Source organism: Variovorax boronicumulans NBRC 103145, assembly GCF_001591345.1.
Taxonomy (GTDB): Bacteria; Pseudomonadota; Gammaproteobacteria; order Burkholderiales; family Burkholderiaceae_C; genus Variovorax; species Variovorax boronicumulans.
Genome location: NZ_BCUS01000001.1, coordinates 35280 through 55142 on the forward strand (window position 1 = coordinate 35280; position 19863 = coordinate 55142).

The 19863-nt window shown below is 69.3% G+C and carries 19 protein-coding genes; 7 read left to right on the forward strand and 12 right to left on the reverse strand.

Annotated elements, in window-relative coordinates; all coding sequences use genetic code 11:
* Positions 1-996, reverse strand: a complete 996-nt coding sequence (locus VBO01S_RS00175; protein ID WP_062468697.1) for an ABC transporter substrate-binding protein — start codon at positions 994-996, stop codon at positions 1-3.
* Between the two features lie 120 nt (positions 997-1116).
* Between VBO01S_RS00175 and VBO01S_RS00180 the strand changes: the two genes are divergently transcribed.
* The 6 genes from VBO01S_RS00180 to VBO01S_RS00205 all read left to right on the forward strand — a co-directional run bounded on the left by VBO01S_RS00180 (position 1117) and on the right by VBO01S_RS00205 (position 6457).
* Positions 1117-1806 (forward strand): TetR family transcriptional regulator, encoded by a 690-nt coding sequence (locus tag VBO01S_RS00180; protein WP_062468700.1) that lies wholly within the window; start codon positions 1117-1119, stop codon positions 1804-1806.
* An 83-nt stretch (positions 1807-1889) separates the two neighbouring features.
* Positions 1890-2702 carry an ABC transporter permease gene (locus tag VBO01S_RS00185; protein WP_062468702.1) on the forward strand — a complete coding sequence of 271 codons (813 nt, stop codon included), beginning with the start codon at positions 1890-1892 and terminating at the stop codon, positions 2700-2702.
* Positions 2699-3748 (forward strand): NAD-dependent epimerase/dehydratase family protein, encoded by a 1050-nt coding sequence (locus tag VBO01S_RS00190; protein ID WP_062468704.1) that lies wholly within the window; start codon positions 2699-2701, stop codon positions 3746-3748. The genes VBO01S_RS00185 and VBO01S_RS00190 overlap by 4 nt, the downstream gene beginning before the upstream one ends.
* Positions 3749-3752: 4 nt before the next feature.
* The gene (locus VBO01S_RS00195; RefSeq protein ID WP_062468707.1) at positions 3753-4589 is read left to right on the forward strand and encodes a GNAT family N-acetyltransferase; all 837 of its coding nucleotides are present in this window, start codon (positions 3753-3755) and stop codon (positions 4587-4589) included.
* A 12-nt stretch (positions 4590-4601) separates the two neighbouring features.
* Positions 4602-5669: a dihydrodipicolinate synthase family protein gene (locus VBO01S_RS00200; RefSeq protein WP_157627228.1), complete on the forward strand. Its 1068-nt coding sequence runs from the start codon at positions 4602-4604 to the stop codon at positions 5667-5669.
* Complete coding sequence (locus VBO01S_RS00205) at positions 5666-6457, forward strand: ABC transporter ATP-binding protein (protein WP_062468713.1); 792 nt, start codon at positions 5666-5668, stop codon at positions 6455-6457. The genes VBO01S_RS00200 and VBO01S_RS00205 overlap by 4 nt, the downstream gene beginning before the upstream one ends.
* Before the next feature lie 25 nt (positions 6458-6482).
* Here VBO01S_RS00205 and VBO01S_RS00210 read toward each other — a convergent pair whose 3' ends face one another.
* From VBO01S_RS00210 to VBO01S_RS00240, 7 genes are all read right to left on the reverse strand, one after another.
* Positions 6483-7505, reverse strand: coding sequence for an XdhC family protein (locus VBO01S_RS00210; RefSeq protein ID WP_062468715.1), 1023 nt, complete (start codon positions 7503-7505; stop codon positions 6483-6485).
* Between the two features lie 16 nt (positions 7506-7521).
* Entirely contained in the window at positions 7522-8175 is a 654-nt protein-coding gene (locus VBO01S_RS00215) for an SRPBCC family protein (protein WP_062468718.1), read from the reverse strand.
* 34 nt (positions 8176-8209) lie between these two features.
* On the reverse strand, positions 8210-9424 hold the full coding sequence (locus tag VBO01S_RS00220; RefSeq protein ID WP_062468720.1) for a vWA domain-containing protein: 1215 nt from the start codon (positions 9422-9424) through the stop codon (positions 8210-8212).
* A gap of 19 nt (positions 9425-9443) precedes the next feature.
* A complete protein-coding gene (locus VBO01S_RS00225) occupies positions 9444-10346 on the reverse strand; it encodes an AAA family ATPase (protein ID WP_062468723.1) in 903 nt (300 codons plus the stop codon).
* Positions 10347-10410: 64 nt separating this feature from the next.
* Complete coding sequence (locus VBO01S_RS00230) at positions 10411-11202, reverse strand: FAD binding domain-containing protein (protein WP_062468725.1); 792 nt, start codon at positions 11200-11202, stop codon at positions 10411-10413.
* A gap of 34 nt (positions 11203-11236) precedes the next feature.
* Complete coding sequence (locus VBO01S_RS00235) at positions 11237-13621, reverse strand: xanthine dehydrogenase family protein molybdopterin-binding subunit (RefSeq protein ID WP_062468727.1); 2385 nt, start codon at positions 13619-13621, stop codon at positions 11237-11239.
* A 10-nt stretch (positions 13622-13631) separates the two neighbouring features.
* Entirely contained in the window at positions 13632-14138 is a 507-nt protein-coding gene (locus VBO01S_RS00240; RefSeq protein ID WP_062468730.1) for a (2Fe-2S)-binding protein, read from the reverse strand.
* Between the two features lie 187 nt (positions 14139-14325).
* On the opposite strand from VBO01S_RS00240, the gene VBO01S_RS00245 reads away from it, so the two are divergent.
* Positions 14326-15474, forward strand: a complete 1149-nt coding sequence (locus VBO01S_RS00245) for a helix-turn-helix domain-containing protein (RefSeq protein ID WP_062469028.1) — start codon at positions 14326-14328, stop codon at positions 15472-15474.
* A gap of 13 nt (positions 15475-15487) precedes the next feature.
* On the opposite strand, the gene VBO01S_RS00250 is transcribed toward VBO01S_RS00245, so the two are convergent.
* The 4 genes from VBO01S_RS00250 to VBO01S_RS00265 all read right to left on the reverse strand — a co-directional run bounded on the left by VBO01S_RS00250 (position 15488) and on the right by VBO01S_RS00265 (position 19860).
* A complete protein-coding gene (locus VBO01S_RS00250) occupies positions 15488-15865 on the reverse strand; it encodes a nuclear transport factor 2 family protein (protein ID WP_062468732.1) in 378 nt (125 codons plus the stop codon).
* Between the two features lie 91 nt (positions 15866-15956).
* Positions 15957-17450, reverse strand: a complete 1494-nt coding sequence (locus VBO01S_RS00255) for a M81 family metallopeptidase (protein WP_062468734.1) — start codon at positions 17448-17450, stop codon at positions 15957-15959.
* Positions 17447-18583, reverse strand: coding sequence for an ABC transporter substrate-binding protein (locus VBO01S_RS00260; protein ID WP_062468736.1), 1137 nt, complete (start codon positions 18581-18583; stop codon positions 17447-17449). Before VBO01S_RS00260 ends, VBO01S_RS00255 begins: the two co-directional genes overlap by 4 nt.
* Complete coding sequence (locus VBO01S_RS00265; protein ID WP_062468739.1) at positions 18580-19860, reverse strand: Zn-dependent hydrolase; 1281 nt, start codon at positions 19858-19860, stop codon at positions 18580-18582. The genes VBO01S_RS00260 and VBO01S_RS00265 overlap by 4 nt, the downstream gene beginning before the upstream one ends.
* Positions 19861-19863: the final 3 nt, after the last annotated feature.

The window sequence follows — 19863 nt, forward strand, 5'->3', positions numbered from 1 at the left end:
TCAGTTGGGCGCCATGCGCACGCCCTTGTCGAGGAACTCGTTGGTGAACAGCGTCGCCGGGTCGTAGGCCTTGTCGATGCCGATCAGCGAGGACACGAGCTCGTAGTCGGCCTTCACGCGCGCACCGTCGAAGGCGCCGAGCGCCACCTTGGTGGTGGTGTCGTCGCGCATCAGCTGCTTGATGCGATTCCACTGGTCGCGCTGGTTGTCGGGCGTGAGGCCGCTCACGCTGGCCTGCAGCGCCTGCAGGCAGGGCTCGAAGCTCTTCACGCAGGCGTCGTAGGCGCGCTGGGTCACGGCCACGAACTTCTTCACCTGGCCGGGGTTCTTCGCGAGATACGGGCCGTTCACGATCAGCGAGTTGCCGTACACGTTCACGCCCGCGTCGCGCCACGGCTGGAAGCCCAGGTCGGCGCCGAACTCCCGCACCTTCAGGTCGTGCTCGTTGTAGAAGTCGCTGATGATGTCGACCGACTTGCTCTTCAGCGCCGCCACCTTGGCCTGCGGGCTCACGTTGACGAAGGTCACGCTGGCCGGGTCGAGCCCCACCTTCTTTGCGAAGGCCGGCCACATGAGGCGCGCGGCGTCGCCCGGCGGGTTGCCGATCTTGCGGCCCGCGAAATCTTTCGGCCCGTTGATGCCCGACGACTTGAGCCAGTAGAAGCCCTGCGGGCTGTTGGCGTAGATGACCATCACGGCCTTCACGTCGGCGCCCTTGCCCTTGGCCTGGATCGTGGTGGGCAGGTCGGAAATGCCCAGGTCGCTGCCGCCGGTGCCCACGCGCTGCGCCGACACGGCCGAGCCCTTGCCGGCCTCGATGTTCAGGTCGATTCCCGCCTCGGTGTACCAGCCCTTGGCCTTCGCGAAATAGATCGGCGCATGATCGGCCGTGGGTGTCCAGTTGAGCATCAGGCTCATGGCATCGGCCGCGAACGCGGCAGGGGCCGAGGCCATGAGCAAGGCGGTGGCGCCGGCGGCCGACAACAGCTTTTTCATGCGGAACACTCCAAAAGAAGGTAAAAACAGGTCCTGAAATTCATATTACCAACTGTTTGGTTGACAGGCAATCCAGATCATCCAGACTGCGTTGCCCCTGCCGGGAGAATCAAAAACACCATGACCGCCACCAAGCCCGCGAGCCCCGCCACCCCCGCCCGCACCGCCGTCGCCACGAAACGCGAGCGCGATCCCGTCGCCGCCAAGCAAGCCCTCATCGCCGCCGCGGTGGCCGAGTTCGCCACCAAGGGCTTCGCAGGCGCGCGCGTCGACGAGATCGCCGCCAACGCCGGCGTCAACAAGCAGCTCGTGTACCACTACTTCGACAGCAAGCAGGGGCTGTACCTGGTGGCGCTCGAGTCGGTCTATGCCGAGATCCGCGAGAAGGAACAGAAGCTCACGCTCGATGCACTCGAGCCGCTGGAGGCCATGAAACAGCTGGTGGCCTTCTCGTTCGACTACCTGGCCGAGCACCCCGAGTTCATCGCGCTGCTGGCCGACGAGAACCGCAACCACGGCGCGCACCTGCGCGAGTCGGAGCGGCTGCAGAAGATGCACTCGCCCTTCATCGAGATGCTCGAGGCCACGCTCGAGCGCGGCGTGGCGGCCGGCGTGTTCCGGCCCGACTTCGATGCGATCAACCTCTACATCTCGATCGCCGGCATCTCGTACTTCTTCTTCTCCAACAACCACACGCTGTCGGCCATCTTCGGCAAGCCGCTCGACGCGCGCGGCGCGCTGCTGCAGCGGCGCCGGCACGTGATCGAGTTCGCGCTCAACGCCCTGCGGCCCGACAAGGCTGTCGCATGAAAATTATCAACTAGTTGGTTGACTCGGGTCGTGGCGACTCCTATGATTCGCCGCATTGCTTCTTCCCTGACCCAGGAACAGACATGACGGCACCCGACGGCGCGCTGGCGCCCCTCGCTTCCACGCCCCTATCGGGCGAGCGCCCCGAATGGCAGCGCTGGTCCCTCGTGGTCGCGGTGCACCTGGCGGGCATCGTGCTGTGGGAACTCGCGGTGCGGGTCTTCGCGATCCAGCCCTTCATCCTGCCGGCGCCCTCGAAGGTGCTGGCCACCCTGGCCAATCCGAACTACAGCTGGCTCAAGAACACCGGCGTCACCGCGCTCGAAGTGTTCGGCGGCTACGCGCTGGGGCTGGTGCTCGGCATTCTTTGCGCGCTGCTCTTCATCACCAGCAAGCGGCTGATGCTGCTGGTGTTCCCGCTGCTGGTCACGCTCAACATGATCCCGAAGGTGGCGATGGGGCCGCTGGTGATCGTGTGGTTCAGCTACGGCATCGGGCCGAACATCCTGATCACGTTCAGCCTGTGCTTCTTCCCCATCTTGCTGACCACCATCCGCGGCCTGAACGAGACCGAGCCCGAGCTGCTCGACCTCGTGCGCGCGCTCAAGGGTTCGCGCTGGCAGCTGTTTCGCTACATCCAGCTGCCGGGCTCGCTGCCGTACGTGTTCTCGGGCATGAAGGTCGCCACCATCCTCGCCGTGGCGGGCGCGGTGGTGGGCGAATTCATCGCCTCGGAACGCGGCCTGGGCTATCTGATGATCCAGGTCCAGGCCTCGCTGGACACGCCCGCGGTCTTCATGGCCGTGCTGCTCATCACGGGCCTGGGCGTGCTGCTCTATCTGCTGGTGCTTCTGCTGGAGCGCCTCTTCATCACCCAGGACGCAAGAATCCAATGACCTCCACGCCTGTCCTCGACGACCTGCCCTTTCCCGAGCGCTTCGAGAGCGAAGCCACGCTTGAAGACTACCTGGCCACGCCCTCGCGCGACCTCGTGCGCGACATGGCCCGCCTCGACGGCGACCTGATGATCCTCGGCGTGGGCGGCAAGATGGGCCCCACGCTGGCCCGCCTCGCGAAGAACGCCATGCCCGGTCGCCGCGTGATCGCCGTCGCCCGCTTCAGCGAGGCCGGCGTGCGCGAGGCGCTCGAAGCGCACGGCATCGAGACCATCGCCTGCGACCTGCTCGACCGCGCCGCCATCGCCGCGCTGCCGCCGTGCGCCAACGTGGTCTTCATGGCCGGGCGCAAGTTCGGCGCCGACGCCGACAACCCGCTGACCTGGGCCATGAACGCGCACGTGCCGGCGCTGGTGGCCGAGCACTTCCACGCCTCGCGCATCGTCGCCTTCTCGACCGCCTGCGTGTATCCCTTCGTGCCCGTGACCAGCCAGGGCGCGAGCGAGAGCGACGCACCCAACCCGCCCGGCGAGTACGCCAACTCGTGCGTAGGCCGCGAGCGCATGTTCGAGTACTTCTCGCAGCGCCACGGCACGCCGGGGCGCCTGTTCCGCCTGAGCTACGCCATCGACCTGCGCTACGGCGTGCTGGCCGACGTGGCGCTCAAGGTGTGGCGCGGCGACCCGGTCGACGTGACCATGGGCCACGTCAACGTGATCTGGCAGGGCGACGCGAACGCGCAGGCGCTGCGCTGCCTCGCGGCGGCCACCGTGCCGACCTCGCCGCTCAACGTGAGCGGGCCCGAGACCACGTCGATCCGCTGGCTCGCCGAAGAGTTCGCGCGCCAGTTCGGCAAGCCCGTGACGATCAGCGGGCAAGAGGCGCCCACTGCCTGGCTGATGAACACCGGCGAAGCCGAGCGCCTGTTCGGCTACCCGCGCGTGCCGCTGGCACAGCAGATCCGCTGGGTGGCCGACTGGATCTCGCGCGAGCAGCGCCAGTACGGCAAGCCAACGAAATTCGAATCGCGCGACGGCAAGTACTGAGCCCATGACCATGCCCGCCGTCGAAGCCTTGTCGTCGATCACGCCCGGCATTGCCCCGATGCTGGACGCGCTGGTCGCCGCGAGCGGCTGGAACCAGACCGCGCACGACTGGCGGCTGTTCGAGCGGCTCGGCACGGTGCATGGCGTGCGCGACGGCGAGGGCCAGCTCGTCGCCAGCGGCGCCGTGCTGCCGATGGACGGCGTGGCCTGGATCAGCATGATCCTCGTGATGCCCGCCGCGCGCGGACAAGGCCTGGGCCGCGCGGTGTTCGCGCGGTGCCTAGAGCAGGTGAAGGCCGCCGGCCTCGTCGCCATGCTCGACGCCACGCCCCAGGGCGAGCCGCTCTATGCGAGCTTCGGCTTCACGCAGCTGTGGCGGCTCACGCGCTGGCAGCGCGAGGCCGCGCCCGCCACCGCATCGCTCAGCGCCGACAAACCCGCCCTCGACAACCTCGCCGCACTCGACGCGCAGGCGCTGGGCTTCGCGCGCCCCGCGGTGCTCGCCGACCTGCTCGGGCGCGAGGACAGCCGCTGCGTGCGCAACGGCCTGGGCTTCGGCCTCGTGCGCGCAGGCCGCACCGCACACCACATCGGACCGCTGCTGTCGTCCGACGAAGCTGTCGCCGCCGCGCTGCTGACGCAGGCCGCACGCGGCATCGACGGCCGCATCTATGTCGACGTGCCCGACGACCGCAAGGCCATGACCGCCGCATTGCGCGCCGCCGGCTTTACTCCGCAGCGCAGCTTCGCGCGCATGGCGCTGGCCACGCGCGACGGCGCGCAGCCGCCCACCGGACACCCCGCCTTCATCCACGCCATCGCCGGCCCCGAGTTCGCCTGAGGACCTTCGCCCATGCCATTGAACCGCTCCGACCTTCCCGCCGACGTGCTTGCGCTGCTGTCGCAAGGCACCGTCATCCCGGCGCACCCGCTCGCACTCGACGCGCATCGCCAGCTCGACCGCCAGCGCCAGCGCGCGCTCACGCGCTACTACGTCGATGCCGGCGTGGGCGGCCTCGCGGTGGGCGTGCACACCACGCAGTTCGCGATCCGCGAGCGCGGCCTGTACGCCACCGTGCTCGAGGCCGCGATGCAGGACCGCCTGGCCTGGAACGACCGCCCGATGGCGATGATCGCGGGCCTGTGCGGCCCGACCGCGCAGGCGCAGGCCGAGGCGCGCACCGCCGTCTCTTTGGGGTACCACGCGGGGCTGCTGAGCCTGGCGGCGCTGGCCGGTTCGTCGGAAGACGCGCTCATCGCCCACTGCGAGGCGGTGGCGCAGGAGATTCCGCTGATCGGCTTCTACCTGCAGACCGTGGTCGGCGGCCCGATCCTGTCGAGCGACTTCTGGCGCCGCTTCGCGCTCATTCCGAACGCGCTGGCGATCAAGGTCGCGCCCTTCAACCGCTACCGCAGCATCGACGTGGTGCGCGGGCTGGTCGATGCATGCGCCGAGGAGCGCGTGTTCCTCTACACCGGTAACGACGACCACATCGTGCTCGACCTCGCGCTGCCCTTTGCCGCGATGCGCGACGGCGCGCCCGTGCAGGTGCGCTTTCGTGGCGGCCTGCTGGGCCACTGGTCGGTGTGGACGTCGAGTGCGGTGCACCAGCTGCAGCAGATCAAGGCCGAGCTGGCCGCCAGCGGCGGCGCGCTGAGCCCCACCCTGCTCGCACTCGATTCGCGCGTGACCGACTGCAACGCCGCCTTCTTCGACGTGGCGAACAACTTCCACGGCTGCATCGCGGGCTGCCACGAGGTGCTGCGGCGCCAAGGTCTGCTCGAAGGCATCTGGTGCCTCGACCCCGAAGAAGGCCTGGGCCACGGGCAGTCGGCGGAGATCGACCGCGTCTACCGCCAGCACGGCGACCTGTCCGACGACGCCTTCGTGCGCGACAACCTCGCACGGTGGCTGGCATGAGCGCAGTACTCGCGCCCGCACAAGAGGCGCCGCTGATCCGCATGCGGCAGCTGCGCAAGGTCTACCGCAAGCGCAACGAAGAATTCCTCGCCGTCTCCGACGTCACGATGGACGTGCATGCGGGCGACATGATCTCGCTGGTCGGTCCCTCGGGCTGCGGCAAGTCGACGCTGCTGAAGATTCTCTCGGGCCTGCACGGCCACGACGGCGGCACGCTCGAGATCGGCGGCCCCGGCGGTGCGGGCTTCAACCCGGGCCGCGACGTCGGCATGGTGTTCCAGCAGCCGCTGCTGCTGAAGTGGCGCACCATTCTCGAGAACGTGCTGCTGCCCGCCGACATCCTCGGGCTGGACCGCAAGGCCGCCAAAGCGCGCGCGCACGAACTGCTCGACATGGTCGGCCTCACGGGCTTCGCCGACAAGCTGCCCTACGAACTCTCGGGCGGCATGCAGCAGCGCGCCGCGATCGCGCGTGCGCTCATCCACGACCCGAAGCTGGTGCTCATGGACGAGCCCTTCGGCGCGCTCGACGCGCTCACGCGCGAGAAGATGAACCTAGAGATGCTGCGCATCTGGGAGCGCAGCCGCAAGACCTTCATCGTGGTCACGCACAGCATCCAGGAGGCGGTGTTCCTGGGCTCGCACTGCGCCGTGCTCACGGCCGGGCCGGCGCGCATGGCCGACTTCTTCCGCATCGACCTGCCCGAGCCGCGCAAGCTGCACGTGAAGACCAGCCCGGCGTTCGGCGAGTACGTGCGCCGCATCTACGACCTGCTGGGCGTGGACTGAGCCTCGCGCAGCAGGTCGGTTCAGCTCAGCTCGGTTGCAGCTGCTGGATTTCCTTGGCGCGCGCCACTTCGACTTCGCGCGGCAAGGTCACCGCGTTCTTCACCGCCAGGATCTCCGCCATCACGCTCACCGCGATTTCGGGCGGCGTCTTGCTGCCGATGAAGATGCCGATGGGCCCGCGCAGGCGCGCGAGCGACTCGGCCGTCTGGTCGAAGTGCTCGATCATGCGGTCGCGCCGCGCGTCGGCGTTGCGGCGCGAGCCGATGGCGCCCACGTAGAAGGCCTCGCTCTGCAGCGCTTCGAGCAGCGCGAGGTCGTCTAGCTTGGGGTCGTGCGTGAGCGCGACCACGCAGCTGCGGCGGTCGGGCTTAAAGGCCAGCACGGCGTCGTCGGGCATCTCGGTGGTGATCGTCACGCCGGACAGCGTCCACGCGGTGCGGTACTCGGCGCGCGGGTCGCACAGCGTCACGGCGAAACCGCTGAACTTGGCCATGGTCGCCAGGTACTCGGCGAGCTGGCCGGCGCCGATGAGCAGCATGCGGTACTCGGGGCCGAAGGTGTTGGTGAGCTCGGTGTCGTTCACCGTGAGCTCGTCGGGCGCGGTCGCCTCGGCCAGCCGCACCGCGCCGGTGGCCAGCGTCACCGTGCGGCGCATGAGCTTGCCGCGTTCGAGTTCGGCGACCAGCGTGTCGAGCGCATCGGCGTCGGGCGCGTATTCGAGCAGCAGCTCGAGCGTGCCGCCGCAGGGCAAGCCGAAGCGGTGCGCCTCGTCGGCCGTGATGCCGTACTTGACGAGCGCGGGCGGCGCACCCAGCGGCACGTCTTCGCCCTTGCCGTGGGCATGGCTGTAGCGCGCGATGAGGTCGTCCTCGATGCAGCCGCCCGAGACCGAGCCGACCACGGCGCCGTCCTCGGCCAGCGCCATGATCGAGCCCACGGGCCGCGGCGACGAGCCCCAGGTGCGCACCACGGTGGTCAGCAGCGCGCGCTTGCCGGCACGCCGCCAGTCGCGCAGCGTGCGCAGCACCATGACGTCGAGGTTTTCCATGGCAGGACCCTGTGCGTCAGGCGGCGTCGCCCGGAGTGGAGGCGTCTTCGCCGTCCTTCTTGCCGAAGCCCATCTTCTTCATGAGACCCGACATCACGCCGGCCTTCTCGGCGGGCGCCTCGGCCGCCGCTTCCGCGGGCGGTGCGGGCGGCGGGCCGTAGCGGCTTTGCATCTCGGCCTCGAAGCGCTTGAAGAAATCGTCGGCGGTGGACTTGGCCGCGCCGTCGATCAGGCGCTGGCCGAGCTGGGCGATCTTGCCGCCGACCTGGGCCTGCACGGTGTAGTCGAGTTCGCAGCCGGCGGGTGCCGCAGCCACGGGGGCGGCTTCGGCAGCAGGTGCGCCCTCTGCGATGGGTGCGCTGTCGGCCACGGCCACCGGCTTGAGCGACACGCTCGACGAGCCCTTGGCAAACCCCGCCACGCCGCCCTGCCCCTCGAAAGTGAGCTTGTAGCCGTCGGGCGCGACGATGTCCGACAGCATCACCTTGCCGCTGAACTTGGCCGACACCGGGCCGATCTTCACGGCCAGCGCCACGCTGTAGGTGTTGTCGCCCGTGAGCTCGAACTTGTCGCAGCCGGGGATGCACTTCTTGAGCGTCTCGGGGTCGTTGAGCGCGTCCCAGGCCTGTTGTTGGGTGACGCCGAGGCGGCGGTTTCCGAGCATTTCCATGGTGGGTTTCCTTTGTTCCTTCCTGAGTCCGGTCCTAGCGACTGGCGCGCATCAGCGCGGCCAGGCTGGCGGCCAGCTGTTCGAGTGCATTCAGATTGTGGACCGCCAGCATCGCGTCCGCATGGCGGTGCAGCACGGCGGCCCCACGCGCCAGAGGGGCGTAGCCCTCGAAGCGCAGCAGCGGGTTGAGCCACAGCAGCCGGCGCGAATGGCGCTTCAGCCACTGCAGTTCGGTCTCGAGCTGCGCGGGCTCGCCCGTGTCGAGGCCGTCGCTGATCACCAGCACCAGCGTACGGCGGCCGATGAGCCGGCGTGCATGCGACTGGCGCAGCTCGGCCAGCGAACCGCCCAGCCGCGTGCCGCCCGCGAAGTCGTCGATGGCCAGGCTGGCGGCCCCCAGCATGGCGTCGGTGTCGGCCAGCCGGAAAGCCGGCGTGAGGTCGGTCAGCCGCGTGCCGAAGGCGAACACGTCGCGCCGGCCGGCGCGCCGCGTGGCGGCATGCAGAAAGGCCAGCAGCAGGCGCGCGTAGCGCTCCATCGACCCCGACACATCGACCAGCACCAGCAGCGGCAAGGGCTGCTCGCGCCGCGCCAACCGAGGCAGGCGCAGGATCTCGCCGCCGGTGCGTGCCGCTTCGTGCAGCACGCCGGGCCAGTGCATGCGGGCGTGCGCGCTGCCTGCGTCGCCGGCCGGGCGCAGGCGGCGCGTGGGCAGTTCGGGCACCGGCAAGCGGATGTCGCGCGCCAGCCGCTCGACCAGCCGGTACTCGGCCGCGCCCAGCGCGTTGAAGTCGGCATGCTGCAGCCGCTGGCGGTCGCTGGCAGTCATGGCGGCGTCGAACTTGATCTCTTCGTCGGGCTTGGTCGGTGCTGCGGGCTTCACGGCGTCGCGCGGCGGGCTCAGCGCCTCGCGCACGCGCGGGCGGCGCTTGGAAGGTTCGGCCTTGCCTTCGGCGCTGGGCAGCATCTGGGCGAGCAGCTTGTTGGCCAGCTCGGGGTCGCGGAACCACGCGTCGAAGAGTTCACGGAACACCAGCCGGTCCTGCTCGCGGCTGACCATCACGGCTTCCATCGCGGCGCTCAGGTCGAGCTTGTCTTCGACACCGACCAGCGTGACCGCCTCGGTCGCGAGTGCGATGCGCATGGCGTCGGTGCGCACGCCGGCGCGGCGCAGTGCGCGGCCGAAGGCGGCGATGTTGCCCGCCAGCTTGCCGCTGCGCACGTCGCCGAGTTGCTGGATGCCGGCCATGTAGGTGCCTCGGCCGCGCTCAGCTCGCGAGCGGTTCCTCGGGCCTCAGCAGGTCGGAGGCCAGCTCGTGCGTCAGCGCCGCCACGTCGTCGCGCTGCTTGAACAGGATGCCGGCGGTGTCGACGACCACTTCGGGGTCGAGTTCGACAGTGTCGAGCGCGATGAGCGCCCGCGCCCACTCCACGCTTTCGGCGATGCCGGGCGCGCGCTGGAAGGCGTTGACGAACGGCGCCGAGCGCAGCCGCGCGACAAACGCCGCCACCTGCGCCGACAGCACCTCGCCGGCCTGCGGTACCTGCGCGCGCACGATGGCGAGCTCGCGCTCGCGCTCGGGGTAGTCGAGCCAGTGGTAGAGGCAGCGCCGCTTCACGGCGTCGTTGAGTTCGCGCGTGCGGTTGCTGGTGAGCAAGGTGACCGGCGGCACCACGGCGCGCACGGTGCCCAGCTCAGGAATGCTGACCTGGTACTCGCCCAGGTATTCGAGCAGGAAGGCTTCGAAGGGCTCGTCGGCGCGGTCCACCTCGTCGATCAGCAGCACGGCACCGGGGGCCGGCGTCTGCAGCGCCTGCAGCAGCGGGCGGCGGATCAGGTAGTGCGGCTGGTAAACCTCGGCCTCCACGTCGCGCGCCGCACCCGTGGCCTCGGCCGCGCGCATGTGCAGCAGCTGCGCGGCATAGTTCCATTCATAGAGCGCCTCGCGCTGCTCCATGCCGTCGTAGCACTGCAGGCGCAGCAGCTCGCGGTTCAGGGCCGTCGACAGCGCCTTGGCCAGCTCGGTCTTGCCGACGCCGGGCTCCCCTTCGAGCAGCAGCGGGCGCTGCAGCTTGAGCGCGAGGAACACTGCAGTGGCCAGGCGGCGGTCGGCAAAGTAGCCGGCCTGCCGCAAGCCGTCGGAAAGGGCGTCGATGGTCGGGAAGATCATGGGCAAGCGTAGCGGAAGACGCGAGGGTGTCGCGCCTTCCGGTGGGCGGCGGCGCTGGGCTGCTTCAGCCGAGTGCTTTGGTGACGGCGCGCTGCGTCAGCACGCTGATCAGGTTCGCGCGGTAGGCGGCCGAGGCATGCAGGTCGCTGTTCAGGTCGCTCGCGTCGATCTTCACGGCCGCGGCGGACGCGGCGGTGAAGCTCTTGTTGAGCGCATCTTCGAGCCCGGCATGGCGGAACACGCCGTTGCCCGCGCCGGTGACGGCCACGCGCACGCCGCTGTCGTACTGCGCCAGGAAGATGCCGACCAGCGGGAAGTTGGAGGCCTTCTGGCGCAGCTTCTCGTACACCGCGCGCTTCGGAATCGGGAAGCGGATGGCGACGATCAGTTCGTCTTCTTCAAGTGCCGTGGTGAACAGGCCCTGGAAGAAGTCGTCGGCCGCAATCTCGCGCTTCGAGGTGATGACGGTCGCGCCCGAGGCCAGCACCGCGCTCGGGTAGCACGCCGCCGGGTCGTTGTTGGCCACCGAGCCGCCAACGGTGCCCATCGCGCGCACCTGCCGGTCGCCGATGCGCGACGCGAGGTCGGCCAGCGCGGGGTACGCGGCCTTCACGTCGGCGTTGTTCGCCACGTCGAGATGACGCGACATGGCGCCGACGGTGATCGCGCCGCCGTCCTTCTTGATGCCGGTGAGTTCCTTGATGCCGCCGAGGTCGACGAGCTGCTCGGGCGCCGACAGCCGCAGCTTCATCGAGGCCAGCAGGGTCTGTCCGCCGGCCAGTGGCTTGCCGCCCGCGGCGATGAGCCGGGCCGCGTCCGCCACGCTGGCGGGCCGTTCGAGTGTGAAGGCATACATGGGGTGATTCCTTCTCTGTTATTTCTTGTGTCGTTCAGGGCTTGGCGGCGGCCTGCATCGCTTCCCAGACGCGGCTGGACGAAGCGGGCATGTCGAAATCCTTGACGCCCAGCGGCGCCAGCGCGTCGAGCACGGCGTTGATGACGGCCGGCGGCGACCCGATGGCACCCGCCTCGCCGCAGCCCTTGGTGCCCAGCGGGTTGTGGGTGCAGGGGGTGCAGACGGTGTCGAGCTTGAACTGCGGGAAGTCGCCGGCGCGCGGCATGGCGTAGTCCATGAAGCTGCCGGTGAGCAGCTGGCCGGTTTCGTTGTCGTACACGCAGTTCTCGAGCAGCGCCTGGCCGATGCCCTGCACCAGCCCGCCGTGCACCTGGCCCTCGACGATCATCGGGTTGATGATGGTGCCGAAATCGTCCACCGCGGTGAAGCGGTCGACCTTGACCTCGCCGGTCTCTTTGTCGATCTCGACCTCGCAGATGTAGGTGCCGCCCGGGAAGGTGAAGTTGGTCGGGTCGTAGAAGGCGGTTTCGTTCAGGCCGGGCTCGAGCTTGTCGAGCGGGTAGTTGTGCGGCACGTAGGCCGTGAGCGCCACCTGGCCGAACGGGATCTTCTTGTCGGTGCCCTTGACCGTGAACTCGCCGTTGGCGAACTCGATGTCGGCGTCGCTCGCCTCCATCAGGTGCGCGGCGATCTTCTTGGCCTTGGTCTCGATCTTGTCGAGCGCCTTCATGATGGCCGCGCCGCCCACCGAGATGGAGCGCGAGCCGTAGGTGCCCATGCCGAAGGGCACGCGGCCGGTGTCGCCGTGCACCACGTCGACGTTCTCGACCGGAATGCCCAGGCGCGCGGCCACGACCTGCGCGAAGGTGGTTTCATGCCCCTGGCCGTGGCTGTGCGAGCCGGTGAACACCGTCACGCTGCCGGTCGGGTGCACGCGGATCTCGCCGCATTCGAACAGGCCCGCGCGCGCGCCGAGCGCCCCCGCGATGTTCGACGGCGCGATGCCGCAGGCCTCGATGTAGCTCGAATAGCCCATGCCGCGCAGCTTGCCCTTGGCCTCGGTCGCCGCCTTGCGCGCGGCATAACCGTCGACCTCGGCCAGCACCCGCGCCTTGTCCATGCAGGCATGGAAGTCGCCGGTGTCGTACTGCAGCGCCACGGGCGTCTGGTACGGGAAGCTGGTGATGAAGTTGCGCTTGCGGATTTCGTCCTGGCCCAGGTTCATTTCCCAGGCGCAGCGCGACACCAGGCGCTCCAGCAGGTAGGTGGCCTCGGGCCGCCCGGCCCCGCGGTACGCATCGACCGGCGAGGTGTTGGTGAACCAGGCATCGACCTCGACGTAGATCTGCGGCGTCGTGTACTGGCCCGCGAGCAGCGTGGCGTACAGGATGGTCGGCACCGCGGTCGAGAAGGTCGACAGGTAGGCGCCCAGGTTGGCGTCGGTGTGCACGCGCATGGCCAGGAACTTGCCGTCCTTGTCCATCGCCATCTCGGCGTGGCTCACGTGGTCGCGGCCGTGCGCGTCGGACAGGAAGCACTCCGAGCGCTCCGCCGTCCACTTGATGTTGCGGTTGAGCTGCTTGGCCGCCCAGGTCAGGCACACGTCTTCGGCGTACAGGAAGATCTTGGAGCCGAAGCCGCCGCCCACGTCGGGCGCGATCACGCGCACCTTGTGCTCGGGCAGGCCCAGCACGAAGGCCGTCATCAGAAGGCGCTCGACGTGCGGGTTCTGGTTCGACACGTAGAGCGTGTAGTCGTCGGTGCCGCGGCTGTAGCTGCCGATGGCCACGCGCGGCTCGATCGGGTTGGGAATCAGGCGGTTGTTGACGAGGTCGAGTTGGGTGACGTGCGCCGCCGTGGTGAACACGTTGTCGACCGCCGCCTTGTCGCCGAGCACCCACTTGTAGCACTGGTTGTCGGGCGCCTCGTCGTGCAGGGTGACGCCGCTGGCCTTCTTGGCGGCGTCGGCCACGCTCACCAGGGCGGGCAGCACGTCGTAGTCGACCACCACGGCCTCGGCCGCGTTCTTGGCCTGCTCGACCGTCTCGGCCACCACCATGGCGACGTGGTCGCCCACGTAGCGCACCTTGTTGATCGCCAGGATCGGGTGCATCGGCTCCTTCATGGGGGTGCCGTCGGGGTTGTTGATGAGCCAGCCGCAGGGCAGCCCGCCCATCTTTCCTTCGATGTCCTTGCCGCTGAAGATGCCGACCACGCCGGGCATCTTCGAGGCTTCGGCGATGTCGATCGACTTGATGACGGCATGCGCGTGCGGCGAGCGCACGAAAACGGCGTGGCTCTGGTTGGCCAGCGTGATGTCGTCGGTGTAGTTGCCCGCGCCGGTCAGGAAGCGGTAGTCTTCCTTGCGCCGCAATGCCTCGCCGATGTGCGGCAGGTTGGAGAAGTCGGAAGCGCCCATGTCGCTCTCCTCAGGCCGTGACCGTGGTTTGCTGGGTCGGCACCGGATTGCCCGATGCCATGGCCTCGCCGCCCATCTTCACGGCCTTGACGATGTTCTGGTAGCCCGTGCACCGGCACAGGTTGCCCTCGAGCAGCTCGCGGATTTCCGATTCGCTCGATTTGGGGTGGTGGGTGCACAGGTCGATGGCGCTCATGACCATCCCCGGGGTGCAGAAACCGCACTGCAGGCCGTGGCATTCCTTGAAGGCCGCCTGCATGGGGTGCATGGTGCCGTCGGCGGCGGCCACGCCCTCGATGGTGGTGACATCGGCGCCGGCCGCCTGCGCGACCAGGATGTTGCACGACTTGACCGCGCGGCCGTTCAGGTGGACCGTGCAGGCGCCGCACTGGGCGGTGTCGCAGCCGACGTGGGTGCCGGTGAGGTGGAGGTGCTCGCGGATCGCGTGCACAAGGAAGGTGTTGGGTGGGGCGTCGACCGTGACCGGCCGGCCGTTGACCTTGAAAGCGACCTGCATGTGGCTGTCTCCGTGAAAGGTGATGGCTGGTTCAGCGAGGCATCTTGGATGCCGCCCTTTCGCACTATCCTAGGCAAAAACCCTTGACACTTGCACAGAGCGCGGGAAATTCTCAAAATGAAACAGCTTGCCAACCGGCCGGCCCGCAAAAGCAGCCCTCCCCGCGCGAAGAAGAACTTTCACGATGATGTCCGCTTCCGCCGTCCCCCCTCCTGCTGAGCGCTCGCTGGCCATTGCGCAGGCGCGCCGCGAGCTGATCGACGGCGACGGCCCCCGCCCGCGCGGCAGCGTGCGGGTCGACCCGGGCATCACGCGCTCCTGGCAGCGCTGCCTGGAGGCCGGCCGCCGGCCCCAGCAGCGCGTGAGCTTCGAGCCCGTGAGCCGCACCGCCAGCCGCGAGGTCACGGAATGCAACCGGGCCCTGGTCACGGCGGCGCGTCCGGTGATCGAACGGCTCTCGCGCGCCATCGCCGACACCCGCTATTTCGCCATCCTGACCGACGCCCGCGGCATCGTGGTCGACGTGGGTACCTTGCCCGACGGCACCGACCCCGCCGCCCGCTATGCGCGCGACATCGGACGCATCGGCGTCGACCTGTCCGAAAGCGCCATCGGCACCAGCGCGATCGGCACGGCGCTGGCCGAGCAGGAATCGGTGTGGCTGCACCGGGGTGAACACTTTTTTGACGACACCAGTGTGTACAGCTGCGCCGGCGCCCCGCTCTTCGGGCCCCGGGGCGACTGCATCGGCATGCTCGACCTCACGGGCGTGCAGGTGGTCGAGCGGCCCGAGTTGCGCCACCTGGCCACGCTGTCGGCGCGCAGCATCGAGAACTTGCTGGTGCAGCGCGAACCCTGCGAGCTGCTGCTGCGGCTGCTCTGGCCCGGCTGCCCGAGCAGCGAGACCACCGAGGGCCTGCTGTGCATCGACGCCGCCGGCCATGTCACCGGCGCCAACGCGGCCGCCCGACAGATGCTGCACCAGCCGCTGGCCTGCCATGCCGGCGGCCTGCATTTCAACGACCTGTTCGCGCTGCCGCTGCACATGATGTTCGACGCCGCCCGGCGCGGCGACGCCATGCTCGAGGTGCCGCTGTGGTCGGGCCTGCGGGTGCAGGTGCGGGCCCAGCGCGGCGGCAGCGAGCATGGCGGCGTGCCGGGCATGCCCGGCGACGCCACCGACGGCCGCCCCCGCCTGCGCGACGTGGAAACCGCGCTGATCCGCAAGGCGGTGAGCGACGCGCGCGGCAATGTCGCCGAGGCGGCGCGCACGCTGGGCATCAGCCGCGCCACGGTCTACCGCAAACTCTGGCGCGGCCGGCCGGCGGGCGACTGACCCGCCTTATTCATCACGCGCCTGCGGGCACGCGGTCGAGAAAGCCCGTCACCGCGCGCAGCTTGCCCCCGTCGAGCTGGGCGAAGTCGGTGCCCTGGATCAGGTCGTCGGCGCCGCTCGGGCCCAGGGTCCACGAGAAGCGCAGGTTGTCGCCGTGCGCCTCGGCCTTGCCCAGCAGGTGGAAGCGAAAGCCCGGATAGCGCTGGTGCACCGCGCCGACCAGCGCGCTGATCTGCTCGCGGCCGCTGGCCTGCGCCATCGGGTCGACATAGCGGGCGTCGGCGGTCCAGCCGGCGTCGATGAGCGCGGCGCGGCGCGCGGCGTCGGTCTCGTTCCAGACGGCGATGTAGCCCGTGGCGATGGCATGGGCGTCGTGGGCGGCGGTGTTCATGGCGACTGTTCCTTTCGAGGGTTCGACCCGCAACAGCACGGGGTGAAGGAATGGTCGCGGGGCACGCGCCGCGCGTCGATGACGTGGCAGGTTATGCCGGCGCGTCCATCGCCGCGTTCGCATCGAGCGGAAACACCGGCCGGCGCACCTGGCTGAACGGGAACAGGCTGTAGTCCGAGCTCGTCACGCCCGGGCTGTCGCACTCCACCAGCGCCGCCGACAGCGGCTCGAACACCGGCCGGCAGTACATGCGCGACTTCAGCAGCAGGAAGCGCTCGGTGCGCGGGTCGAGCCCGGCGCACTCGAACACGCCGATGTCCCACGGCTCCTGCGTGCGCTCGGTGACGACGATGCGCGCCGCGCCGATGTCGAACAGCACGGTGCGTCCCATGCTGCTGCGCTGGCCGGTGTAGGTGGGGCCGGTGATCACGTACTCGCCGTCGCTGATGGTTCGCACCATGCCGGTCAGCCGCACGGGCGTTTTCTTCAGGCCGATGCCTTCCAGCGACACCTTGTTGCCCAGCGCCACCGTCACTTCGGCGCCCTCGCCCGCCGCGACCAGTGCGGCCACCGCCTCGGGGTCGCACAGCGGCCCGACGCCGATGCCGTCCAGGCCCTGCGCCAGCGCTTCCTGCAGCACGTCCATGGTGTCGCAGCTGCCGCCCGACATGCAGTTGTCGCCGTGGTCGAGCAGCAGCACCGGGCGCGTGGCACCGCCCGCGATGAGTTTCGCGCGCGCGACCGATTCAGCCAGCGGCTCGCTGCGGTAGATGAAGGCTTCGCGTTCGGCCCACATCTGCGCCGCGATGCGGTCGGCCGTGGCCTGCGCGCGTACGGGCGATTGCGCATCGACCGCGATCACGCTCATGCACGGCGCCGTGATGTCCGACAGCGAGAAGCCCGCCAGGATCGACACCGCCAGCGACTCGGATTCCTCCGCCGCGCGCGCCGCCTCGATGGCCCGCTGCATCGCGCCGGTGAACGAGGCGCTGCGCAGCGTGTGTGCCATCAGCGGCAGCTGGCGCCAGCGCATGTGCGGCTGGCTGCGCCCGGCCAGCAGGTCGAACAGCAGGCGGCCGGCGTGCTCGCCGGTCTCGTACATGTCGACGTGCGGGTAGGTCTTGAAGCCGACGATCACGTCGGCGTTCTCCACCATCGCGGGCGTCACGTTGGCGTGCAGGTCCAACGCCACGCCGATCGGCACGCCGGGCGCCGCGGCGCGCAGGCGCACCAGCAGGTCGCCTTCGCCGTCGGTGCTGTTCTGCGCCACCATTGCGCCGTGCAGGTCGAGCAGGATCGCGTCGCAGCCGGGCGCCGCATCGACGATGCATTGCGTGAGCGTGGTGTAGGCCTGCGCATCGACCGGCCCGCTCGGGTTGGCCGAGGCCGACACCGGCGTGACGAGCTGCGCGCCTGCCGCTTCGGCCAGGTCGATGAAGGCCGACATCGCGGTGCGCATGCCCTTGTTGTCGGTGTAGGCCTGTTCGCCGAAGGTCGGGCCGTCGGGCCCGAAGGCCGCGAGCGGCGTGGGCACGGGCGAGAAGGTGTTGGTCTCGTGGTTGAGACGTGCGATCAGGACTTTCATTGGGCAAACTTTCCGGCGCTGCCCAGCATGGTGATGTCGCCAAAGCTGGAGCCGTTGCGGTTGTCGGGACGGAACGCGACCGTGAAGCCATTGAGGTTCATGGGCGGCGAGTTCTCGATGCTGCGGCGCAGCGATTCGGTGGTGATCGGCCCCTTCACGCGCTGCAGCGATTCCGCAAAGGCCTTGGCCGTGATGTAGCCCTCCAGCCCCAGGTAGGAGCCTTCGCCTTCGCTGCCCGCGGCCTTCCTCGCGCGCTGGTATTCGTCGACGATGGGAAAGCGTGTCTTCCAGAACGGCGGTACCACCTGCGACAGCACGATGCCGCGGCTCTTGTCGCCGAGTTCCTTGTACAGAAGGAACGAGCTCGCCACCGAGTTCGTGTAGATCTGCGGATGGATGGGCGCGGCCACCAGCGAGCGGATGATGTTGATCGCCGGCGTGCCGGCCGCGATGACGTACACCGCCTGCGCCCCGCTCGCGATGACCTGCTGCGCGATGGCGGGATGGTCCTTTTCCTTCGGATCGAAGCGCAGCGACAGCAGGGCCGGCTGCCTGTTCTTCTCGAGCGCGGCCAGCGCGTCCTTCTCGATGCCCTTGCCGTAAGCGTCGTCGCTGGAGACGATGGCGATGCGCGTCACGCCGATGGTCGTCAGGTGGTTCATCACACGCGAGACCTCGTCGGCATACGACTCCCGCACGTGGTAGATCGGCACCTTCGGCCCGCGCAGCACCGCCGCGCCGGTCAGCCCGCCGAAGATGAAGCTGTCGTACTTCGCCGCCACCGGCACCATGGCCGCGCCGATGCCCGTGCCCATGGTTCCAAACAGGCAGACGACGCGGTCCGTGCCGAGCAGCTTCTCGGCATTGGCCGCGGCCTTCTCGGGGATGTAGGCGTCGTCGTAGGTGATCACCTTGACGGGCCGGCCACCGACGCCGCCCGCCTTGTTCAACTGGTCGAGGAACAGCGTCTGGCCTTCCATGAACGCGAGGCTGTTCGGCGTGAACGGGCCGGTGAGCACCGCAGACTGGCCGACCAGGATCGGCTCTCCTGCAGCGAGGGCGGCCGTCGACGCCGCGATCATGCCCATCGCCAGCACGCACTGAAGGCCGATGCGGCGAAGCGCCGCCTTCACGCGGCCACTCCCGCGCTCTGCAGCATCGCCTGCAGCAGCACGTTGCAGCCGGCTTCGAGGTGGTCGGGCTGCGCGTCCTCGATCTCGTTGTGGCTGATGCCGTCCAGGCAGGGCACGAAGATCATCGCCGCGGGGCACACGCGCGCGAGGTACACGGCGTCGTGGCCGGCGCCGCTGATCACGTTCATCCACGTCATGCCCTGGTCCTGCGCGGCCTCGCGCACGGCCGAGACCAGTGCGGGCGTGAACGGCTGCGGCGGGAAGTACACGACCTGTTCGGCCGTCGCCTCGACCTTGCCCTTCGTCGCGATGCGCTGCACGGCTTCCTTCAGTGCCGCGTCCATGGCCGACAGCACCACGTCGTCGGCCGCCCGCAGGTCGACGCTGAGCTTCACGCGGCCCGGGATCACGTTGCGCGAGTTCGGGTAGTTGTCGATCCAGCCGACCGTGCCGCGCCCGTGCGGCGCGTGTGCGAGCGCGATGCGGTTCACCTCGACCACGAGTTCGGCGGCGGCCAGCAGCGCATCTTTTCGCAGCTCCATCGGCGTGGGGCCGGCATGGGCTTCCATGCCCTGCACCACCACGTCGTACCAGCGCTGGCCCAGCGCGCCCTCGACCACGCCGATGACGCGCTCGTTGGCTTCGAGCACCGGGCCCTGTTCGATGTGCGCCTCGAAGTAGGCGCCGACCGGCGACGCCGCCGCCGAGGCGGGCACGGCCCCCGCATAGCCGATGGCCGACAGCGCATCCGCCACGCTCACGCCCTCGGTGTCGCGCTGCGCGAGCGCGTGCTCGAGCGTGAAGGCGCCGGCGAACACGCCCGAGCCCATCATCACGGGCACGAAGCGCGAGCCCTCTTCGTTGGTCCACACCGCCACTTCGAGCGGTGCCTCGGTTTCGATGCCCGCATCGTTCAGCGCGCGCACCACCTCGAGCCCCGCAAGCACGCCGTAGTTGCCGTCGAACTTGCCGCCCGTGGGCTGCGTGTCGATGTGGCTGCCGGTGGTGATGGGTGGCAGCGCGTTGTTGCGGCCCGCGCGGCGCGCAAAGATGTTGCCGATGGCGTCCACGCGCACCTCGCAGCCGGCCTCGCGCGCCCAGCGCGTGAAGAGGTCGCGGCCCTGTCGATCGAGGTCGGTGAGCGCGATGCGGCACACGCCGCCCTTCTCGGTGGCGCCGAGCTGCGCGAGCTGCATCAGCGAGTCCCAGAGACGCTGGCCGTTCACGCGCAGGGCGCGCACGTCCGTGGCGGCGGAAAGTTCGTTCGTTGTGTTCATGAT